This window comes from Paracoccus sp. SSK6 (assembly GCF_039770665.1).
Classification (GTDB): domain Bacteria; phylum Pseudomonadota; class Alphaproteobacteria; order Rhodobacterales; family Rhodobacteraceae; genus Paracoccus.
This window is the reverse complement of the sequence record NZ_JBDPNJ010000023.1, coordinates 22,114-40,656: the sequence shown is the minus strand read 5'-3', so window position 1 is coordinate 40,656 and position 18,543 is coordinate 22,114. Positions and strand designations below refer to the sequence as shown.

20 protein-coding genes and 2 pseudogenes are annotated in these 18,543 nt (G+C 63.7%); 10 read left to right on the top strand and 12 right to left on the bottom strand.

The annotated features are described in order from the left end of the window. Together AAIL68_RS13485 and AAIL68_RS13480 are read left to right on the top strand one after the other, a co-directional pair. The coding region (locus tag AAIL68_RS13485) for an ATP-binding protein (RefSeq protein WP_347140305.1) at window positions 1-133 on the top strand (133 nt) is incomplete at its 5' end. Window positions 134-267: 134 nt separating this feature from the next. Beyond that, window positions 268-1,127, top strand: a pseudogene (locus AAIL68_RS13480) (IS256 family transposase); the annotation flags it as partial. A gap of 206 nt (window positions 1,128-1,333) precedes the next feature. Here AAIL68_RS13480 and AAIL68_RS13475 read toward each other — a convergent pair. The 3 genes from AAIL68_RS13475 to AAIL68_RS13465 form a co-directional block, all read right to left on the bottom strand. Further along, window positions 1,334-1,459, bottom strand: coding sequence for a hypothetical protein (locus AAIL68_RS13475; RefSeq protein WP_347140301.1), 126 nt, complete (start codon window positions 1,457-1,459; stop codon window positions 1,334-1,336). Between the two features lie 99 nt (window positions 1,460-1,558). Then, a complete protein-coding gene (locus AAIL68_RS13470; RefSeq protein WP_347140300.1) occupies window positions 1,559-1,699 on the bottom strand; it encodes a hypothetical protein in 141 nt (46 codons plus the stop codon). Window positions 1,700-1,889: 190 nt separating this feature from the next. Further along, on the bottom strand, window positions 1,890-2,213 hold the full coding sequence (locus AAIL68_RS13465) for a transposase (RefSeq protein ID WP_347140299.1): 324 nt from the start codon (window positions 2,211-2,213) through the stop codon (window positions 1,890-1,892). Between the two features lie 767 nt (window positions 2,214-2,980). Here AAIL68_RS13465 and AAIL68_RS13460 point away from each other — a divergent pair. Then, window positions 2,981-4,077, top strand: a pseudogene (locus AAIL68_RS13460) (hydantoinase B/oxoprolinase family protein). A gap of 51 nt (window positions 4,078-4,128) precedes the next feature. Here AAIL68_RS13460 and AAIL68_RS13455 read toward each other — a convergent pair. After that, a complete protein-coding gene (locus tag AAIL68_RS13455) occupies window positions 4,129-4,497 on the bottom strand; it encodes a MarR family transcriptional regulator (RefSeq protein WP_347140298.1) in 369 nt (122 codons plus the stop codon). A 356-nt stretch (window positions 4,498-4,853) separates the two neighbouring features. Between AAIL68_RS13455 and AAIL68_RS13450 the strand changes: the two genes are divergently transcribed. From AAIL68_RS13450 to AAIL68_RS13425, 6 genes are all read left to right on the top strand, one after another. Next, the gene (locus AAIL68_RS13450; RefSeq protein WP_347140297.1) at window positions 4,854-5,267 is read left to right on the top strand and encodes a CoA transferase; all 414 of its coding nucleotides are present in this window, start codon (window positions 4,854-4,856) and stop codon (window positions 5,265-5,267) included. Beyond that, entirely contained in the window at window positions 5,249-5,536 is a 288-nt protein-coding gene (locus AAIL68_RS13445) for a hypothetical protein (RefSeq protein ID WP_347140296.1), read from the top strand. Before AAIL68_RS13450 ends, AAIL68_RS13445 begins: the two co-directional genes overlap by 19 nt. Before the next feature lie 48 nt (window positions 5,537-5,584). Further along, complete coding sequence (locus AAIL68_RS13440; RefSeq protein ID WP_347140295.1) at window positions 5,585-5,911, top strand: hypothetical protein; 327 nt, start codon at window positions 5,585-5,587, stop codon at window positions 5,909-5,911. A gap of 16 nt (window positions 5,912-5,927) precedes the next feature. Then, a complete protein-coding gene (locus tag AAIL68_RS13435) occupies window positions 5,928-6,089 on the top strand; it encodes a hypothetical protein (protein WP_347140294.1) in 162 nt (53 codons plus the stop codon). A 299-nt stretch (window positions 6,090-6,388) separates the two neighbouring features. Continuing rightward, window positions 6,389-6,925 carry an ABC transporter substrate-binding protein gene (locus AAIL68_RS13430; RefSeq protein WP_347140304.1) on the top strand — a complete coding sequence of 179 codons (537 nt, stop codon included), beginning with the start codon at window positions 6,389-6,391 and terminating at the stop codon, window positions 6,923-6,925. Further along, window positions 6,835-7,278: an ABC transporter substrate-binding protein gene (locus AAIL68_RS13425; protein WP_347140303.1), complete on the top strand. Its 444-nt coding sequence runs from the start codon at window positions 6,835-6,837 to the stop codon at window positions 7,276-7,278. The genes AAIL68_RS13430 and AAIL68_RS13425 overlap by 91 nt, the downstream gene beginning before the upstream one ends. 120 nt (window positions 7,279-7,398) lie before the next feature. Here AAIL68_RS13425 and AAIL68_RS13420 read toward each other — a convergent pair whose 3' ends face one another. Further along, complete coding sequence (locus AAIL68_RS13420; protein WP_347140293.1) at window positions 7,399-7,845, bottom strand: hotdog domain-containing protein; 447 nt, start codon at window positions 7,843-7,845, stop codon at window positions 7,399-7,401. 7 nt (window positions 7,846-7,852) lie between these two features. Between AAIL68_RS13420 and AAIL68_RS13415 the strand changes: the two genes are divergently transcribed. Next, entirely contained in the window at window positions 7,853-8,650 is a 798-nt protein-coding gene (locus AAIL68_RS13415; RefSeq protein ID WP_347140292.1) for a hypothetical protein, read from the top strand. 88 nt (window positions 8,651-8,738) lie between these two features. Here AAIL68_RS13415 and dld read toward each other — a convergent pair whose 3' ends face one another. The 7 genes from dld to AAIL68_RS13380 form a co-directional block, all read right to left on the bottom strand. Then, complete coding sequence (gene dld / locus AAIL68_RS13410) at window positions 8,739-10,469, bottom strand: D-lactate dehydrogenase (RefSeq protein ID WP_347140291.1); 1,731 nt, start codon at window positions 10,467-10,469, stop codon at window positions 8,739-8,741. Then, the gene (gene lldD, locus AAIL68_RS13405) at window positions 10,466-11,647 is read right to left on the bottom strand and encodes an FMN-dependent L-lactate dehydrogenase LldD (RefSeq protein ID WP_347140290.1); all 1,182 of its coding nucleotides are present in this window, start codon (window positions 11,645-11,647) and stop codon (window positions 10,466-10,468) included. The genes dld and lldD overlap by 4 nt, the downstream gene beginning before the upstream one ends. Then, complete coding sequence (gene lldR / locus AAIL68_RS13400; protein WP_347140289.1) at window positions 11,644-12,411, bottom strand: transcriptional regulator LldR; 768 nt, start codon at window positions 12,409-12,411, stop codon at window positions 11,644-11,646. The genes lldD and lldR overlap by 4 nt, the downstream gene beginning before the upstream one ends. Before the next feature lie 144 nt (window positions 12,412-12,555). After that, window positions 12,556-14,226 (bottom strand): L-lactate permease, encoded by a 1,671-nt coding sequence (lldP, locus tag AAIL68_RS13395; RefSeq protein WP_347140288.1) that lies wholly within the window; start codon window positions 14,224-14,226, stop codon window positions 12,556-12,558. A 758-nt stretch (window positions 14,227-14,984) separates the two neighbouring features. After that, window positions 14,985-15,695, bottom strand: coding sequence for a sulfite exporter TauE/SafE family protein (locus AAIL68_RS13390; protein ID WP_347140287.1), 711 nt, complete (start codon window positions 15,693-15,695; stop codon window positions 14,985-14,987). Then, the gene (locus AAIL68_RS13385) at window positions 15,692-17,089 is read right to left on the bottom strand and encodes an amidohydrolase family protein (RefSeq protein ID WP_347140286.1); all 1,398 of its coding nucleotides are present in this window, start codon (window positions 17,087-17,089) and stop codon (window positions 15,692-15,694) included. Before AAIL68_RS13385 ends, AAIL68_RS13390 begins: the two co-directional genes overlap by 4 nt. After that, window positions 17,086-18,429: a uracil-xanthine permease family protein gene (locus tag AAIL68_RS13380; protein ID WP_347140285.1), complete on the bottom strand. Its 1,344-nt coding sequence runs from the start codon at window positions 18,427-18,429 to the stop codon at window positions 17,086-17,088. Before AAIL68_RS13380 ends, AAIL68_RS13385 begins: the two co-directional genes overlap by 4 nt. Window positions 18,430-18,543 lie beyond the last annotated feature (114 nt).

The window sequence follows — 18,543 nt, the reverse complement described above, 5'->3', positions numbered from 1 at the left end:
GGCCACTGCACTCCTCGACCGGCTCACCCACCAGTGCCATATCCTTGAGACAGGAAACGACAGCTTCCGTTTTAAGGCCAATTCAGCCGCAGTTGCCACGAGAAGGAGGGCAGTGTCCCCGCACATGGTGTAGAAGGCCGCGCGGAGCCCTTGGCGCAGCGCGAGCCGCGCGCCTGTTTTGACGCTGGCGGTCATCGCCGATCTTCGGAGTAGGCTTAGGTTTCGAGACCTCGAACCTGGACGGAGACAACGAGGACCGAGGATAGAATGGCGCTGATCGAGCTGTTGAGAAGCAGGCTGATGGCAACCTCGTGCGCGAGATGCTGGCGTTTGCGGCCGAGCGGATCATGGGATTCGAGCGTGAGGCGATCGATTCAGTGGATTGATCGTAGCGAAGAATGAGGTTGAGACGCGGACAGGGGCTGCCACGGGTGCGCGAACGCCGATGCGGGAGGTTCAGCGAAACGGATATCGCGATCACTATTGGGATACCCCTGCCGGGCGGATCACGCGGGAGATCCCGAAACTCCGGAAGGGAAGCTACTTCCCCAGTTTCTTGGAGCCGCGCCGCACAGCCGAGAAGGCCTTGGTGGCGTTGAACCAAGAAGCGTATGTTTACGGCGTCTCGACCTCGTCAGTGCACGACCTGGTCAAGGTCGGGGGCGTGGGCGGCATGTCCAAGAGCCAGGTCAGCCGCCTATGCGCCGAGATCGATGAGCAGGTGAGCGCCTTCTTATGCCCGCCTTTAGAGGGCATGGCCCAACCTGTGGCTAGACGTGACCTGTCTAAAGGTGCGGGAAGGTAGGCGGATTGTAAACCCCGCCATGATAATTTACCTCGCCGTAAACAAGGATGACAAGCGTGAAGTGCTGGGGGTCGGCACCGGCGCCTCCGAGGCCGAGACATTCTGGACCGAGTTCCTGCGCAGCCTTGCCGATCATGGCCTGCGTGGCGTGAAGCTGGTGATAGCCGACGACCACAAGGGGTTGCGGGCCGCCGCGCGCCGGGTCTTCAACCCGACCCACCAAAGGTGCCGCATTCACTGGATCAGGAACGCCTTGGCGCATGCTCCGGTCAAGAGCCGCACCGCCGTGGCAGTGATGCTGAAGACGATCTTCACCCAAGAGATCATGTCCAGGGACTCGATCTCGGCGAGTTCTTGGTAATGCTTGTCGATAACATCGGCTGCCCGAAACAGCAGCCGCTGGCGATCATAGGGGGGACCATGCGCTCCATGGCCTCTCGAAGGCGCGGCGTGCTGCCGCCACGGCCTCGTCGATGTCGGCCGCGGTCCCGGCGCGAAGGTTTGCCAGAACCTCTCCGGTCGAGGGGTTCAGGCTGGGTGATAGGCCGCATCCGGCGCGTGGCGGATCTTGCGGTCTATCACATGGCCGAAATGCGTTCTGGCCAGGAAATCCCGTGTTTCCACCGAGATGCTGTCTTGCAGGTCTTTAGGCATGGAACTGTTCTTTCAATGGAATATATGCGCGGTCAGAAGACGAAGACGCCCTTGCCCATTTTCTTGCTGAGAAACAGGTCATAGACCGCCCGCGCATCCTCAAGCTTGAACTCGGACCAGATCGGGATCGGCCGCATTCAGCAGGACATCCGCACCGAACCCACTGGCAAGTTCCAGCCGGGCTTGGTCGATGTCGATGGCGATCACCCTGGGGTCCATGGTCGTGTCCGATGATGCCATGCCGGGCAGTTCCGCATTCCAATCATGCCCTGTGGTGGGTTCATGCAGAGCGTCTGCTGCAAACGCTGATGCCGAAAACACCCGAACAGACGCACAAGCTGGACAAGGTCCGAAACCAGATCTGGGGTTTCTACCGCGATCTGAAGCTCTGGACGCAAATGCCGTCCGCGAGGGACGGGCCCGTTCTCGCCTACGCTTTGACGAGCGGCAAATGTCGCCCTAGCCCATCTTCGATGGTGCGGCCCACCTGGTCCTTGCCGCTGCTGGAATGTTGTCGCGGCGTGAGGCAGACCCAGGCAGCAAAGTCCCGGCCTTTGGAGAAGGTCTCAATCGGCGGCGCAAAGGTGGCGATCGCCGCTGCGGTCACAGCGCCCAGGATTGTCGTCAGCCGCCGCATTGTATCGTCAGAGGTCGCGCGCTTGCGACACTCGGCATCAAGACCCGCGATCTTCTCGGCCAGACCGGCGATCTGGTCCAGCAGAAGACGTGCCAGGTCGCGGAGGGCCGCAGGCAACAGGCGCTTATCACCCTCGATGAACGCCTCAAGGCACCGACATGCGCAGCGCCGGTGGGCGCCACGAGACCCTGCTCGGCAAGATGGCCACACAGGGCATTGATCGTCTGTGTGCGTTGTCGAACCAGACGGTCCCAGGTCCGGCAAGCCATCGCGGATGCCTGCTGGGCCTCGCTCTTCACAGCCGTAAACCGCATTGTTGGTCGCGATGCCGCTTCCGCAATCGCCTCGGCATCTTGCCCGGCCCCAGTGATGCGCACTGGCGCAAGCGTCCATGGCCACCATGGACGCTCCCCTCCGTAGCGGCGCTTCAACACCCGCCACCATGGCACATCGAAGCCGCCGGAGGGGCGTCTGCCCATTCGTTACCTCCTGCCATTGCCAGGTTGAAGATGCACGGTCTCCATCGGCCAGGGGACCGCATGGCTTCAGACAGAAGAATGGAATGCAACTGCTGGACAGGAGCGGCAAAGGACCAAAAATTTATTCTATATGAAACAAAAATACGTTTGAAATAAAACAAAATGCATGCGGTATATGGTGCTGCGCGGCACGAAGGATGTGCGCCTGATCCCGTGACGGACGGCTTGGATGGGGATGTCCGCAATGAACAAGATGATCGACCGGCATGATCCCCGCGTTCGGGATACCTGTGCCGCTGGCGATTTCTCGACGGAGGTCGCGGCCCGGAATTTTGCCCTGCATACGGGCGTGACCGGCTGTTCACCCGCTATGGCAAAGACACCATCGAGGCGGCCTGGAACGAGTTGCTGGACTATTCCGAACGCCGGATGCGCAAGGGACTGGCCGATCTTCCGGCGGGAACCTGCGAGGCCGATGATTACATCGACGACGACGGCGTGAACGACCGTCCGATCCGCGTCAAGGTCAAGCTGACGATCAAGCCGGACGAGGCAATCGTCGATCTGACCGAATGCGATCCGCGGGCCGAGGGCAATACAAACTCGACCATCGTCAATACCCATGCCCCGATCTATTATTCGATGAGCGCGGTGGTCGATCCGCACGCGCCGCCAAATTCGGGCTGCTATCGCCCGATCAAGGTCATCACCAAGAAAGGCACCGTGGCCGATCCGCTGCCGCCCGGCGCCGTGGCCTCGCGCACCAATGCCTCGACCAAGATTTGCGAGGCGATGTTCTAGGCCTTGGTGCAGGCGGTGCCAGAACGGGTATGCGCGGGCAGCCAGGGTCAGATCACCACCTGCGGCTTTGCCGGCAAGGATCCGCAGACCGGCGAGACCTTCATCTTCACCGACATTCAGGGCGGCGGCAATGGCGGGCGCCCGCGGGCCGATGGCGCGGACGGCCAGGACAGCCACCTTCCCGCTTCATGAACACGCCGGTCGAAGCCATCGAGAACCGCTTTCCGATCCGCGTCGAATGCTATGAGTTCATCCCGAATACCGGCGGGGCGGGCAAGTTCCGCGGCAGCCTTGCGCTGCGCCGCGATCTGCGCTTCCTGACCGGCCCGATCAGCTTCGCGCGCTATTCCGACCGCCACAAGGTGCCGCCACGCGGTCTTTTCGGCGGCCATGACGGGGCTTGCGGGCAGATCAGCGTCAACCCCGGCATGACCGGCGCCAAGGTGATGAAATCGAAGGGTCTTGATAATCTGGCTTCGGGCGATGTGGCCCGGCTGGAACTGCCCGGCTATGGCCACCCGCGCGAACGTGACCCGGCCCTGATCGAGCGTGACCTGCGTGACGGCAAGATCACGCCGGAAGCCGCGCAGACCGCCTATGAGGTCGTGCTGGATGCCAGCGGGTTGAAGATCGACCGGAAGGCGACCATGGCCCTGCGCGAAGGGGCCGAGGCTCGGGAACCAATGACCGCCGACGCCTGATCCGGCAGAAAGACTGACAGGCCTGCGTCCCTTCGGGCGCGGGCCTTGTCGTCACTCGCCTAGCAGCTGATGCAGATCGCGCAGCAATTCGACCAACCGTTCATACTTGCGATTGCCCAGCTTGGCGCGGGTCATTGCCTCGACATTATCGACCTCGGGCATGAGGCTCTCGCAGGCCCTTTCGCCCTCAGGGGTCAGCGTCAAGCGGTTGGCACGGCGGTCTTCCATATCGCCGGTCCGCTTGATCCAGCCGTTCTGCTCCAGCTTTTTCAAGATCGGCACCAGGGAAGAGCGTTGCAGCCCGACCGCCTTGGCGATCGCGCTCTGTGTGGCCTCGGGGTTGAGGCGGATGATGGCCAGCACCGGGAAATGACCCAGAGGCATGTCGGTGCCGGTCAGGTTCTTGCGCGCATTTTCCATTGCCACCGTGGCCAGCCGCAGATGGAAGCCGACATTGTGGTCGAAGGGGCCCAGGTTGACCCCGCCATTGCGCGATCCGGCTTCGGTTGTATCGGTGTCAGACAGGGTACTTCCTCCAAAAATTGTTTGCTTTCGAACGTTTTTCTAGCATAGTCCGACGCTCTGGTGCAAAGTGCAATCATCAGGCTGCCAGGGAATCGCCTTGTCCGGCAGCCATTTAAGGGCCGGACAGCAGGTTTCCCGTTCCCCCGGAAAAGCTGCCATTATCCGTAATCCCTGCGGAGGTTGAAGTGAAGACAAAGACCGTTCTGTCGATGGAACAGGCATTGTCGCTGCCCTATGCGACGCTTTGATTCGTGCATCTCGGCTCGCGGGTCATCAAGCTGGAAGCCGTCACCGGCAATGCCCAGCCCGGCGACCCGAACCGCTATATCGGCAGGCCTGTCGAGGGGATGGAGCCGCATTCCTATTTCCTGGCGCAGAATATCGGCAAGGAATCCATTGCCATCGACCTCAAGACGGCCGAGGGGCAGGCAACCCTGCACCGGCTGATCCGCGAGCTTGATGTGGATGTCTTTTGCTGCAACACCGTGCCCAGCCGCTATGAACAGCTGCGCAAGGCGAAACCCCATCTGATCTTGGCCATGGGGCCGGATTACCCCGAGGTCGCGGGCTATGATCCGATCATCCAGGCGCAATGCGGCTACATGGAGGTCACCGGCCAGCAGGACGGGCAGCCGATGATGGCCGGGTGCCGCTGGTCGATCTGAAAGCCGGGGATGAACTTTATGCCAATGTCTTGCTGGCCCTGGCCGAAGGCGCGGATCGTGCGGGCGGGAGGCGTATTGATGTTTCCATGATGCAGGCGGCGGCTTCGTGGCTGATTACCCTGCTGCCGTTGATCGACCTTGATTGCGGCCCGGAGGAAATCACCCGTTGGGGAATGCCCATCGCAAATTCATTCCGACAAATTTTTATCCGACATCGGACGGCTATATTTTCATCGCGATCGGCAGCAATGGCCAATGGCAGCGCCTGACCTCGATCCCGCGTTTCGCTCCGCTTGCGGAAATGACGGCATGGAAGCATGCAATCGGGACGTTACGAGGTGCGTCAATATGTCTATCAGGCGGTCGGGGAAATCACCAGATTGGCAAGTCTAAAGGATCTTTCCGCCGAACTTAATGATCTGAAAATACCGAATGCGGCGATCAACGATATCCGGCAGGCCCATGCCCTTCCGGCGATTCGATCGAAAATGACGAAGCTGGATCTGCCGAATGAAAAGACATTGCGAATGCAACCCCGCGCCGTCGATTTGCCGGGAAAACCGCAGGAATTCCAATTGCCCCGACCTTTGGCGCCAACACCGTGCAACTGCTTTCCGAGGTCGGATTCAATTCAGGGGAAATAGATCTCTTGAGAAATGAATGGCATATATTGACAACGCCGCCTGCAGGCTGATCGAATATCTGGACTCCCTGTTGCCGGCGATTGGTCAAATCGCCGGCGTTTTTTTCGTCCAGGATGACAAGGCAAGATTTGGCTTCAAGTTGCGGCATGATGCGCAGGCGACATCAGTGCCATGTTGATCAGGTGGATTTCCCTTTCCAAGTGCATCATGTAAATTCATGCCCTGCATTACAATAATGAATTTATTTAAGTGCCGATTTCATGCTTTGATGGATATTGCTCATCGGGCCTTATGCCTCAATGCAGTGTTTTCATGCCGTCAATGGACACGGCGTTTCGGTCACGCGCCCCATAAGAAACCACGGATCAACCAGGGCCGCAGAAACCAGAAACCAACAGCAGGGTAAGACATGAACCATTCTTCCATTTCCCGACGGGGCTTTATGGCTGCAGGAACCGGGCTTGCTGCAATGGCGCTCTGGTCGGGAGGGGCGGGCGCAGTCCGGGCCGCCGCCGCGCCATTGCGCCTCGGGGTCGGGATCGATCCGGTTTACACGGCTGCTTTTATGTCGCCGCACATGAGGGACTTTTCTCGGCCGAGGGTCTCGACATATCGCTTGAACTCTATACGGATGGCGGAGAGAGCATGAATGCTCTCGTGGCGCAGCAGGTCGATGTCAGCGCCGGCTCCGAGCCCACAAACCTTTTGCGCATGGCGCGCGCCCCTTTGCGGCCCTTGACGGTGATTTATGAAGGGCGGAATTATATCAAGCTTTCGGCGCGTGCGGATCTGGGCTCGGCCAAGGATATCAAGACCTTTGGCGTGATCCCCGGCACGGTGTCTCAATATTGCGCCGGGCTGACGATCCAGCAGCTGGGCCTTGATCCGGCGGCGATCACCATTGTCAATTCCGGTCCGCCCGAATTGCCGGCCTTCTGGCGCGTGGTGATATCGACGGATTTTTTGCATGGGAGCCCTGGCCTACGAAGGCGGTGGCCGAAGGCGCGAAAGTGATGATGAGCAGCGCCGATGTCGGCTATCGCGACACGATATTGGTCACGGCGGCAGACTCGGTGTTGCAATCGCGCCCCGATGATTTGCGGGCAATGCTGCGCGCGATGAGCGAGGCCAGCCGCATCGCGCGCGAGGAGCCGGCTCGGGCGGCGGCGGTCAAGGAAATTGCCAAGATCCCTGAAGAACTCACCCTGAAGATCTTCGAGGATATCACGCTGAGAGTGCGCGATTTCAGCGAGGCTAATTTTGAAAGCTATGACCGGATCGCAAGGTTTCTTGTCGATCAGAAAGTGCTGGAACAGCCGATCGCCTATCGCCCGATGCTGCAGAACGGCTTTTTCAAGGCGAGTTGAGCGGATTGCCAGGGGCGCCGGTGACGGCGTCCCATTCCTCATTCCGCGATGGGCATTTCCGCCATGATGCGCTGGCGCAAATCTTCGGGCCATGGGGTGGACGTTTGTCCTTCGCCCCGATCAGCACCAGGGTCTGCACGAAGCTTGCCCGAAGCTCGTCCCTGCGAATAACTGATAGCCCAATCTGCAACTGCTCTTTCCCAGATGCTGCGGCGTGACCCGCCAGGTCAACTCCTCCCCCAGGCGGCAGGGCTTTTGAAATTCGGCAGAAATGCTCAGCGTCGGGGCCAGAAGGCCGGAACGGGTGGCCATTTCCGACAGCCGCAGCCCCGGAACGGCCAGCAGCCATTCCTCGCAGCAGATGGTCAGCATCTCGAAATAGCGCGGATAGAACACACCGCCCGCCGGGTCGCAGCGGTGGACGCGCACGGTTTGGTCGAACTGGAAGGGCATCGGAACCTCAGGGATCGGTGCGTAGGCATGAATTTTCCAAACACCCGCGAAGAAAAGGAAAAAACACTGGCGCAGGATCAGGCATATTGCGGAATATTGTTTTATGTAGAACAATTATCGAGTGCTGTCCAGACGTTGGACACCTTGGGAAGCAGCCAAGAGGGAAAGGTATGCGCGACACGGATCACTGGACCAAGATCGGGCTGATGGTGTGCCCTCATCGAATTGTTCGGTGGAGATTGATTTTCGGCGTGTGGCCCGGCCGGATTTGTCGCTTCATGCGGCACGGATGTGGTTGAGGGGCAGTGACGCCACCGTGCTGGCGCGGATGAACCACGACATCGAGACAGCAACGGCCCATCTGCATTCGGCGGGGGTGGATCTGCTGGTCTATGCCTGCACCGGCGGCAGCATGATAAACGGGCCGGGCCATGATCTGGCGCTGGCGGCCCGGATCTCGGAACAGGCGGGCGGGATCCCCACGATCACCACCACCACGGCAATTCTGGCAGGCCTGCATCGGTTGGGACTGGAGCGGCTGGTGGTGTTAGCCCCGTACCAACCGGACATGACCGAAATCCTCGGCGCGTTTCTGGCCAGCCCAGGGTTTGAGGTCCGTCATCTGGCGGGCCGCAACCACACCAGCAATCGCGAGATCGGCGCGGACCGGATCGAGGATATTGTGGCATTCGCCGTTGAAAACGACCGGGCAGAAGCCGACGGTTTCTTCATGTCCTGCACCAACTGGCGGGCCATGGCGGCGGCGGCGAAGATCGAATGGCTGACCGGCAAGCCAGTGGTCACGGCCAATCAGGCGACGATCTGGCTTGCCTGGCAGAAGCTTGGTCTGGATGCGACGGTTCCGGGATACGGCCGGCTGCTGGAGAACTGCAATCCTGCCAATTCCGCGCATCTTTGACGTATCATTTACCGTGTCCTGCACTAAGGGTTTCCCACTCTGCCTGCCGTGCCGGAGGGGAGACTCTTCTGCCTTCCGCTGTCCGCAATCAGGGTGCCGAAGGCGGTCCATCGGGCTCTTCACCCCTTTGTCCCCACCGGAACAGCTTCGAGGTATGACCGATGCCGGGGTTGAAGACGTTGCAGGGATCCAGGTCGCGATAGAAGTCCTTCAGGACCGGCTTGGCATGGTACAGGTGGCCGACATTGTGTTCGGCCGGGTATTCCGCGCCCCGCTTGTCCAGCAGGTGCCACATCTCATGCTCGATGGCGATGGGGTCGTGGCCCTTCTTCACGATATAGTCCTGGTGGAAGACGTGGCAGAAGAAATGCCCGTAATACAGCTTTCCCGCCAGCTTGCGCTCGATGCTGTCGGGCAGGGTTTCGAACCAGTCGTCGTCGTTGCGGCGCAGGGCGATGTCCAGGGCGACGATGTCCTGGACCGATCCGCGATGCGTCTCGCGATAGCGGATGGCGGCGCTTGCCACCGCGAAACGGTGCAGGAAGGCGCGGCGCCCCTCGTCCGCGTCGCATTCAAAGAAATCGCCTTCGTTCGTGGCAAAGAACGCCTTCAGAAACGCCCGCGTCTCGTCCACGCTGTCCACGCCCACCCGGACCAGCAGGTGGTGTTCGAAGCGGCGGCGGAAATCCTTGATGCGCGGCGGCAGGTGGCCCGGCAGCAGCGACACCGCCGCCTGCAACAGCCTGTCGGTCAGTCCGCGCAGGCCGATGCTTTCGAAGACCGCGTCGAAGCGGCTCTTGATCGCGAAGGCCCGGGGCACGCGTTCCGTGCCCAGCCGGTCGATCAGCAGGAACACGTCCTTGCCGTATGTCTCGCCGATGTCGAAGGCGTCGCGATGGATGTATTCGCCTGCGATGGGAAGCTGGTCGAAGGCGGTCAGCATGTGGCGGCGCACGGCGGTCAGGCTGGCCGTGTCGTTCGAGCCGATATAGAAGACCTGGCTCTGCTCGGCCGGGAAGGTGTCCAGGCGCACCGCGAACAGGACCAGCTTGCCGGCCGATCCCGACGCCTCGAACAGCCGGCCCGGATCGGCGTTGAAGCGCGCGGGCGTATCGGCATCGACTTGGCGCACATGCGCGCCGTAATTCTGGTCCGAGGCCGCGCGGTCCCCGTCGTGAAGGATGTCGCCGGGCCCATAGGCGCCGCGTTCCAGGCGGTCGAGGATCTCCTCGGGGTCGTTGCCCAGCCGGACGCCCAGATGGTTCACCAGTTGCAACTCGCCGGAGGCGTCCACCTGACCGTAAAGCGCCAGTTGCGTGAAGGCAGGCCCGCGCCGCACCAGGGCACCGCCCGAATTGTTGCACACCCCGCCCAGGACGGATGCGCCGATGCAGGACGATCCGATCACCGAATGGGGTTCGCGTCCCAGCGGTTTCAGCGCCTTTTCCAGCGTGTCCAGCGTGGCGCCGGGAAGGCAGATCACCTGCCGCCCCTCGTCGATCACCTGGATGCCGCGCAGCCGGGTGGTGCTGATGAGCACGATGTCGCGGTCGTAATCGTTGCCGTCGGGGGTGGATCCGCCGGTCAGGCCGGTGTTGGCCGCCTGCATCAGCACGATCTTGCCCGCCGCGACCGCGGCCCGCACGACGCGCCATTGTTCGACCAGGCTGCCCGGCTGGACAACGGCCAGAACCTCGCCCTCGCCAAAGCGATAGCCCTTGCGGAAGCGGCGGGTCTTTCTGGCGTCGGTCAGGACGTGGCGGGCGCCGACAATGCTGCGGAAGCTGTCCAGCAGCGCGGTGTTCGCCTGTCCGGTCATGACGCGATCCCCTCATCCGCCGCCGCAGGGGCGGCATGGACCGGATCGACCACAAGGGACTCGCGCGTCAGTTCGGACAGGGATTTCGCCCCGCACAGCGTCATGGCCACGCGCAGTTCCTTTTCGAACAGGTCCAGCAGGTTCTCGACGCCCGCCTGGCCCCCCGCCGCCAGGGCATAGACGAAGGCACGCCCGATCATCACCGCGTCCGCGCCAAGCGCGATCATCCGCGCCACGTCGAGGCCCGTGCGGACGCCGCCGTCCACCAGCACCTTCATGTCGCCCTTGACCGCATCGGCAATCGCGGGCAGCGCTCGGGCCGAGGACAGCACCCCGTCAAGCTGCCGCCCGCCATGGTTGCTGACGATGATGCCGTCGGCGCCAAAGGCCACCGCGTCGCGCGCGTCCTGCGGGTCCAGGATCCCCTTGATGACGATCGGCCCCTTCCAGAAATCGCGGATCCATTCCAGATCGCTCCACGAGATCGAGGGATCGAAGTTCGCCCCCAGCCAGCCGATGTAATCCTTGAGCCCCGTGGCCTTGCCCAGGTAACGCGACACGTTGCCCAGGTCGTGCGGCTTGCCCATCAGGCCCACGTCCCAGGCCCAGCGGGGATGGGTCATGGCCTGCAGCACGCGGCGGATTTCGGCGTTCGGCCCGCTCATCCCCGAATGGGCGTCGCGATAGCGCGCGCCGGGCACCGGCATGTCCACGGTGAAGACCAGCGTCCGCACCCCCGCCGCCTGCGCCCGTTCCAGTGCGTTGCGCATGAAGCCCCGGTCGCGCAGGACGTAAAGCTGGAACCAGATCGGGCGAGGGGTGGCCGGGGCCACCTCCTCGATCGGGCAGACCGAGACGGTCGAAAGCGTCAGGGGAACGCCCTTGCGCGCCGCCGCGCGGGCGGCCTGCACCTCGCCCCGGCGGGCATACATGCCGGTCAGGCCGACCGGGGCCAGCACCACCGGCAGGTCCAGCTTCTCGCCCCACAGCTCGGTGCCCAGCGACAGGTCGGACATGTTGCGCAGCACCCGCTGGCGCAGCGCGATGTCGGCCAGGTCCGACACGTTGCGCCGCAGCGTGTGTTCGGCATAGGCGCCGCCGTCGATGTAGTGGAACAGGAAGGGCGGCAGCCTGCGGCGGGCCGCCTCGCGATAGTCGGTCGAGGCTGAGATGATCATGGCGTCTGGGCTTTTTCCGATGGCAGACGGAACGCGCGCGCCTTGCGGGCCTCGTCCTCGTCAATGGTTTTCAGGGATGTGTGAACGAAGTCGATATGGACATGGGCGGCCTGCCGGGCGCGTCCGGCATCGCCCGCGACGATGGCATCCAGCAGTTCGCGGTGCTGGGCCGACAGCGGCTCGAAGACCCTGGGCAGGGTATAGAGCTTTTCGAGGTTCTGCGAGATGTTGACCTGCATCAGGTCGAACAGCGCGCGCGTGACCTGCAGCAGCACCAGGTTGTGCGAGGCTTCGGCGATGGCCAGGTGAAAGGCCGCGTCGGCCCGCGCCTCGTCCATCGGATCGTCGCTGCCGTGCATGGCGATCATGTGCTCGAAGCTTTCGCGCAGGCGGTCCTTGTCCTCGGGGCGGGCGCGCATCGCCGCGTGCCAGGCGGCCGCGCCGTCAAGCGCGTGGCGGATTTCCAGCACGTCGAAGCGGTATTCGGGATCGCCCAGCATCAGCGATTCCAGCGGGGCGAAGATCGCGCCGGTGGACCATCCCGGCGAGGGTTCGGCGACAAAGGTGCCGCCCCCCACCCGGCTGACCAGGACGCCCCGGCTTGCCAGCCTCTGGATCCCTTCGCGCAGGGATGATCGCGACACCTGCAATTCCTCGGCCAGCCTGCGTTCGGCGGGCAGGCGGTCGCCCGGCCGCAGCCGGCGTGCCGCGATGATCTGTTCAAGCCTGTCGGCGATCCGGTCGGGAAGTCGTGGGGTTGGCATCAAGGCTGGCTCGCATGGGCCAGGACCGACAGGACTGGCGTGCGGGGCCTGGCGTGGGACAGAGATGACCGACATGGTAGCATGGCTTCCGCAGGAAAGGGAAAGGTCCGGCGGCCCGCAGGCCGCCGGAACCGAAGGTCAGGTTCAGGGGATCATCCAGAACAGCAGATAGGCCTGCAGGGTGGTGATGATGCCGATCATTGTGGTGAAGGCCAAGCTGTGCTTCAGCGTGAAGCGGAACAGGTCGGATTCGCGACCCGCCAGCCCCACTGCCGCGCAGGCGATGGCGATGGACTGGGGCGAGATCATCTTGCCCGTCACGCCCCCCGTGGTGTTGGCCGCGACCAGCAGCACGTCCGACACGCCGATCTGCTGCGCAGTCGTTGCCTGGAGCGCCCCGAACAGCGCGTTGGACGAGGTGTCGGATCCGGTCAGGAACACCCCGAGCCAGCCCAGGAAGGGCGAGAAGAAGGTGAAGGCCCCGCCGGTATGGGACAGCGCCAGCGCCAGCGTCGCCGACAGGCCCGAATAGTTGGCGACAAAGGCGAAGCCCAGCACCATGCCGATGGAATAGATCGGCAGCTTCAGTTCGTTCAGGGTCTCGCCAAAGGTTCTGACGGCCTCGCCCGGACGCATCCGCAGGAACAGCACCGTGATGATCGCCGCGATCAGGATCGCCGTGCCCGTGGCCGAGAACCAGTTGAACTGGTAGACGGCCTCATAGGGCGTGGGTTCCGGCACGATGGGCTGGACCTTCTGGACCAGCTTGTGCAGCAGCGGAACCTCGATCTTGACGACCCAGCTTGCCAGCGGGCCATCGGCGGCGAACAGGCGCTTGAAGGGCGCGATGCTCCAGATCGTGACCATGACCGTCAGGATCAGGAAGGGCGACCAGGCCTTGACGATCTGCCCGGGCGTATAGCTGCGGCGCGTGTCGGCAAGATCGGCGTCGGCGACCTTGGCGGCCTCGTCCGCGTCAAGCGCGAAGCGGAAGATATGCGCGGGTTTCCAGACCCGCAGGAACAGCGTCAGCGCGACAAGGGCCGCGATGGCCGAGGTGATGTCGGGCAGTTCCGGGCCGACGAAGTTCGAGGTCAGGAACTGCGACGTGGCGAAGGCGCCGCCGCCGACCAGGACCGCAGGCCAGGTTTCCCGGACGCCGCGCCAGCCATCCATGATCGCCATGATCCAGAACAGCACGATGATGGTCAGGAAGGGCAGCTGCCGCCCGGCCATCTGGCCGATCTCGAAGGGATCGAGGTTCGTCACCTGGCCCGCCACGATGATCGGGATGCCCATGGCGCCGAAGGCCACCGGCGCGGTATTGGCGATCAGGCACAGCCCCGCCGCGTAGAGCGGCTTGAAGCCAAGGCCCACCAGAAGCGCGGCGGTGATGGCGACCGGCGCGCCGAAGCCCGCGGCACCCTCCAGGAAGGCGCCGAAGGCAAAGCCCACCAGGATCATCTGCAGCCGCTGATCCTCGGTCACCGACAGGATCGAGGACCGGATGATCTCGAACTGGCCGGTCTTGACCGAGACCTTGTAGAGAAACACCGCGCCGACGATGATCCAGGCGATCGGCCACAGCCCGTAGAAGAAGCCGTAAACGCCCGAGGCGAGCGCCATGTCCACGGGCATCCCATAGAACAGGATCGCGACCAGCAGCGCCAGGATGACGGTGATGGTCCCGGCGACATAGCCTTTCAGCCGGAACACGGCGAGCGCTAGGAAGAAAAAGGCGATGGGGATCAGGGCGATCAGGCTGGACAGCCAGATGTTCCCCGCAGGATCGTAATTCTGTGCCCAAACATCCATGTTTGAGAGCCTCCGCTTGGTGAGAGGGTTTCGGACAGGCGCCAAACTCCCACCTGCGCGCAGCCTGGTCGGTTGACGGGTTTCGGATCGTTTCGTTCAAAGGGAAGGGCCGGGGCACGCCGGTGCCCGGATGCCTGACGCGGTCGATGCACCGGCTAATCGGCCTTGCAGAACGGCATCGGGCCGCGCAGTCATGCCGACGGCATCAAGGGCTTTTCAGTCTGATCGTGCCATACCGGTTCAACCTCCCCGTTGTCTCGGAATGAGCAGGCAGTCAAATTGGTCAGACCAGATACCTGCTGCTCTGGCGCGGAAAATGCCAACAAATGCCCTCCAGTCAAGCAAATTTTATCAAATCGGCTCAGCTTCTGGGAAAATTGGTCCTACCACTATAGGCAAGCCACAACACCATTGGCTGTCCCGGTCAGCGTAAACCCCTGAATTGTGGATATTTGCGATGGGCCGATCGCGGAGGGCCGCAGCACCCCGAAAGTTGCGGGAACAACCGCTTCCCAAAGGTTCGTCATGGCGCATCCGGGCAAGGCACCGGCGGGAGTCGCGGTCTTTTTGTTCCCTGCCTGAGCCATCGCGAACAACGATTCCCGTCCAGGGCCGACTGCAATGCACAAGGCACCAAGACGCCGCTGGTCCCGAACCAGCGGCGTCGGAGGTCGCGGCGCTGAAGGTGCCGCCGTTCACCGGATGCGGCTCCGAAGCCCGGCGGAACGCCCGGTCTGCCAGGCAGTTCTGGACCGCGCCTATCCTTTCAAGATCAATGCCGCTCCGCTGACGATCGAGAAGATCAAGACGGCCAGCCGCAGCGCGGGGCCATTGATATGGGCATGGACCACCCGCGACAGGGCGGTTCCGATCAGGACGGCCGGCACCAGGAAAAGGGCCGCTGTCGTCTGGCCTTGGGTGATGCGGCCCGAGACGAGCAGGATGACGAGCGAGATCACCTCGCCCACCAGGAAGCAGGTCGCGACGGTCGAACGCAGGGTCGGCCCCTGCGCGTGCTGGTAAAGAAGCGCAAGGGGCGGGCCGCCGATGCCGGTCGCGGTCTCTGTGACGCCGGTGAACAGGCCCACACCGACCGAGGCCGGCGGGGTGGCGCGGAACGGCGGCGACATCAGCGCGACGCCCGCGGCAAGGATGGTCAGAAGGCCGACCGCGATCTCCAGCTGGCGGACCGACAGCGCGATCAACACCGCCATGCCCAGGAAGGTGCCGAAGAAGCGGCCGGCGGTGATCCATCCTGCCCCCTGCCGGTCGATCGCGTGCCGCTCTCTCCAGGCCACCAGGGCGTTGAGCGGCAGCATCAGGATCAGCAGCGTGACCGGCAGGTAGGTCGCATCGACGAAGCCGAAGACGGGGGCCATGATCAGCGCAAAGCCGATGCCGACGGCGCCCTGGATGAAGGCGGCGCCGCCGACCAGCAGCGACAGGGTCAGGAAGATCGTCAGGGTCACGCGATCCTCGTGGCGCTCAGGCTGTCGGCGGTCGGATGGATGCGCTGGATCGGCGCGGTGGCGATGGCGGGACCGGCCCGGTCCCGGATCTCGGCCAGCAGGGCACGGGCGTCCCAGCCGACGGGCCAGCCCTGCACCATCCGCAACCGGCCATTGGTGAAGACCGCGTCGATCTGGTCGCGGTTGCCATAGCGGACCAGTTCCCAGGTCAGGTCGTGCGAGGGGGTGAATTCGGGCCGGTCGATGTCCACCAGCAGGAAATCGGCGGCAAGGCCCGGCGCGATGCGCCCCGTGAGCGCGGCAAGGCCGCTGGCCTCGGCCGCCATGCCGGTGGCCGCGTCCAGCCACAGCCAGCCCGCGCCGCAGGAACTGTCGCCCGAGGCAAGGCCATAGGCGACACGCTGCAGGCTTTCGGCGGCGTCCACCAGCCGGAAGCCGTCCGCGCGGGTGCCGTCCGTGCCCAGCCCGAAGCGGATGCCAAGCGCCTGCATCTGCAGCGCGGGCGCCACGGCATTGCCCTTCCAGACCGAGGCCACCGGGTTGTAGGCCACCGCCGTGCCGGTATCGCGCAGGATGTTCAGTTCGGACGGCGTGATCAGCGTGGAATGGGCGATCAGCGTCTGGGGCCCAAGCGCGCCGACATGGGCCAGGTGCTCCAGCGGGCGGCGGCCATGGGCGACCAGCGACCGCTCGACCGCGACCAGATGCTCGTTCACATGCGTCTGGAAGATGGCCCCCGCCCCCGCCGCCATGGCCGAGACATCGCGCAGCATCCCGTCGCTGGCGGCTTCCGGGATCGAGATCGCCAGCGACGGATGGATCAGCGGATCGCCGTCGTATCGGGCCAGATGCGCCTCGGCCGTGCGCAGGATCGTGTCGCGGTCGGCAATCCCGGCCGAGCCGCCAAGATCGTTGCAGATCCGGGCGATGACGACCCGCAGGCCGGTTTCGCGCGCCGCATCGCCCAGCCGTCCGACATGCCCGGCCGAGCGGGTACCGGCATCGACCGCGGTGGTGAAGCCGCCGCGCAGGCATTCAAGCGCGGCCAGCTTGGCGGACAGATAGACCATGTCCTCGTCCAGGCTGCCTTCCAGCGGCACCCAGATGCGGCGAAAGATCTCGGACGGCTCGCCGAAGACCAGAGACTTGCCCAGCGACTGCGTCAGGTGGGTATGGGTGTCGATAAAGCCCGGCATCATCAGGTGATCGGGCAGTTCGGCCAGCCGCGCGCCGGGGTGACGGGCGCGCAGCTCCGCCGCCTCGGCGATCTCGGCGAAGCGGCCGGCCTTCAGCAGGACCGCCATTCCGGCGCGGGGGCCCGAGGCCAGCAGAAGCTGGCCCGGCGCCACGATCAGGTTCTCGGTTGACGCGAAGGTCTGGCGAAGGTCTGTCAATGGACGTTCTCCACGGTTTCATGATGCCTGGGGGCGTTGAACTGGAACATGGCGTTGACCAGGGCGGCGGTGATCGTGCCCATCGCCAGGCCGTTGCCCAGGATCATCTGCGACCATTGCGGGAACTGGCTGTAGACCCCCGGCACTAGGATCGGCATCAGCCCCATCGCCAGGCCCGAGGCCAGGGTGAACATCGCGCCGTGGTCCCGCAGATCGACGCGCGACAGCACATGGATGCCGATCACGCCGATGATGGAAAAGACGATGACCGCCGTGCCGCCGACGACCGGGCCGGGCAACACGCTGGCCAGCCGGGACACCGGCGCGATCAGGGCGATGACGACCAGGATCACGCCCGCCATCGCCGTGACGTAACGCGAACGGACGCCGGTGGCGCGCACGATGCCCACATTCTCGCCCGAGGTGATGATGAGCGAGGTGCCGAACATGCTCCCCATGATCGAGGCCACGGCGTCGCCCCGGATGGTGCGCGGCACGATGGCATGGGCATCGCCCTTGCGGTCCACGATCTCGGCCGTGGCGATGGTCTGGCCGGTCGCCTCGGCCATCGAGATGATCGAGAAGATGACCAGCGGCAGGGATGCGATGATGTCGAATTTCGGCATCCCGAAGGGGAAAAGCTGCGGCACGGCGATCAGCGAACCCTGCATCACGCCCGACGCGTCAAGCCGTCCCAGGGCTGCCGCCAGAAGCGTGCCCGCGATCAGCCCCAGCATGACCGAGATGCGTTGCAGCGTCCCCGTGAACACGCGCGAGAAGATCACCGTCAATCCGATGGTCGCAAGCGCCAGCCCGATATTGACCGGATCGGCGAAGGTCTCGCTGCCCGGCTTGCCGGTGATGGTGCCGCCATAGATCTTGACCAGATTGACCGCCACCAGCAGCAGCATCGTTCCCACCACGATCGGCGGGAAGAACCGCAGCAGGCGCCGGAAGACAGGAAGCGCGAGGAAGTAGAAGACCCCCGTCATCAGCACCGCGCCGACGGCTGTCTGAACGTCGGTCTGCGTGGCGATGGCCAGGAAGATCGCGATCGGCGCACCCCCCGGCACCATGATGAAGGGAAGCCGGGCACCGAGGCCTGCGGGTCCGAAGCTTTGCAGGATCGACCCCAGCCCGCAGACCAGGAAGGTCGCGCTGATGATCGAGACCGTCAGCGCGGGATCGAATCCCAGCGTCTGCGCCACCAGGAAGACCGCCGTGATGGGCGAGGCGGCCATGACCAGCACATGCTGGAAACCGTAGAGGACAAGATCCTTGAGCGGCAGCCGCTCGTCCACCGGATCGATTGTGGAGCGATGGTCCAACACCGTCGGCATATGCGTTTCTCCCTGTCAAATGGCGTTCGTCTGCTTTTGCAAATCGTTTTGCTATCCGACTGCCTATCACGCCCGCCGATTCGCGCAAATCGTTTTGTTGCCATGCCGTCGCAC

Excerpts from the sequence above, each read along its gene's own strand:
- AAIL68_RS13475 (WP_347140301.1), bottom strand. The coding sequence starts at position 1,459 with ATGCCTAAAGACCTGCAAGACAGCATCTCGGTGGAAACACGGGATTTC.
- AAIL68_RS13470 (WP_347140300.1), bottom strand. The coding sequence starts at position 1,699 with ATGGCATCATCGGACACGACCATGGACCCCAGGGTGATCGCCATCGAC.
- AAIL68_RS13455 (WP_347140298.1), bottom strand. The coding sequence starts at position 4,497 with ATGGAAAATGCGCGCAAGAACCTGACCGGCACCGACATGCCTCTGGGT.
- AAIL68_RS13440 (WP_347140295.1), top strand. The coding sequence starts at position 5,585 with ATGCAATCGGGACGTTACGAGGTGCGTCAATATGTCTATCAGGCGGTC.
- AAIL68_RS13435 (WP_347140294.1), top strand. The coding sequence starts at position 5,928 with ATGGCATATATTGACAACGCCGCCTGCAGGCTGATCGAATATCTGGAC.
- dld (WP_347140291.1), bottom strand. The coding sequence starts at position 10,469 with ATGACCGGACAGGCGAACACCGCGCTGCTGGACAGCTTCCGCAGCATT.
- lldD (WP_347140290.1), bottom strand. The coding sequence starts at position 11,647 with ATGATCATCTCAGCCTCGACCGACTATCGCGAGGCGGCCCGCCGCAGG.
- lldR (WP_347140289.1), bottom strand. The coding sequence starts at position 12,411 with ATGCCAACCCCACGACTTCCCGACCGGATCGCCGACAGGCTTGAACAG.
- lldP (WP_347140288.1), bottom strand. The coding sequence starts at position 14,226 with ATGGATGTTTGGGCACAGAATTACGATCCTGCGGGGAACATCTGGCTG.
- AAIL68_RS13380 (WP_347140285.1), bottom strand. The coding sequence starts at position 18,429 with ATGCCGACGGTGTTGGACCATCGCTCCACAATCGATCCGGTGGACGAG.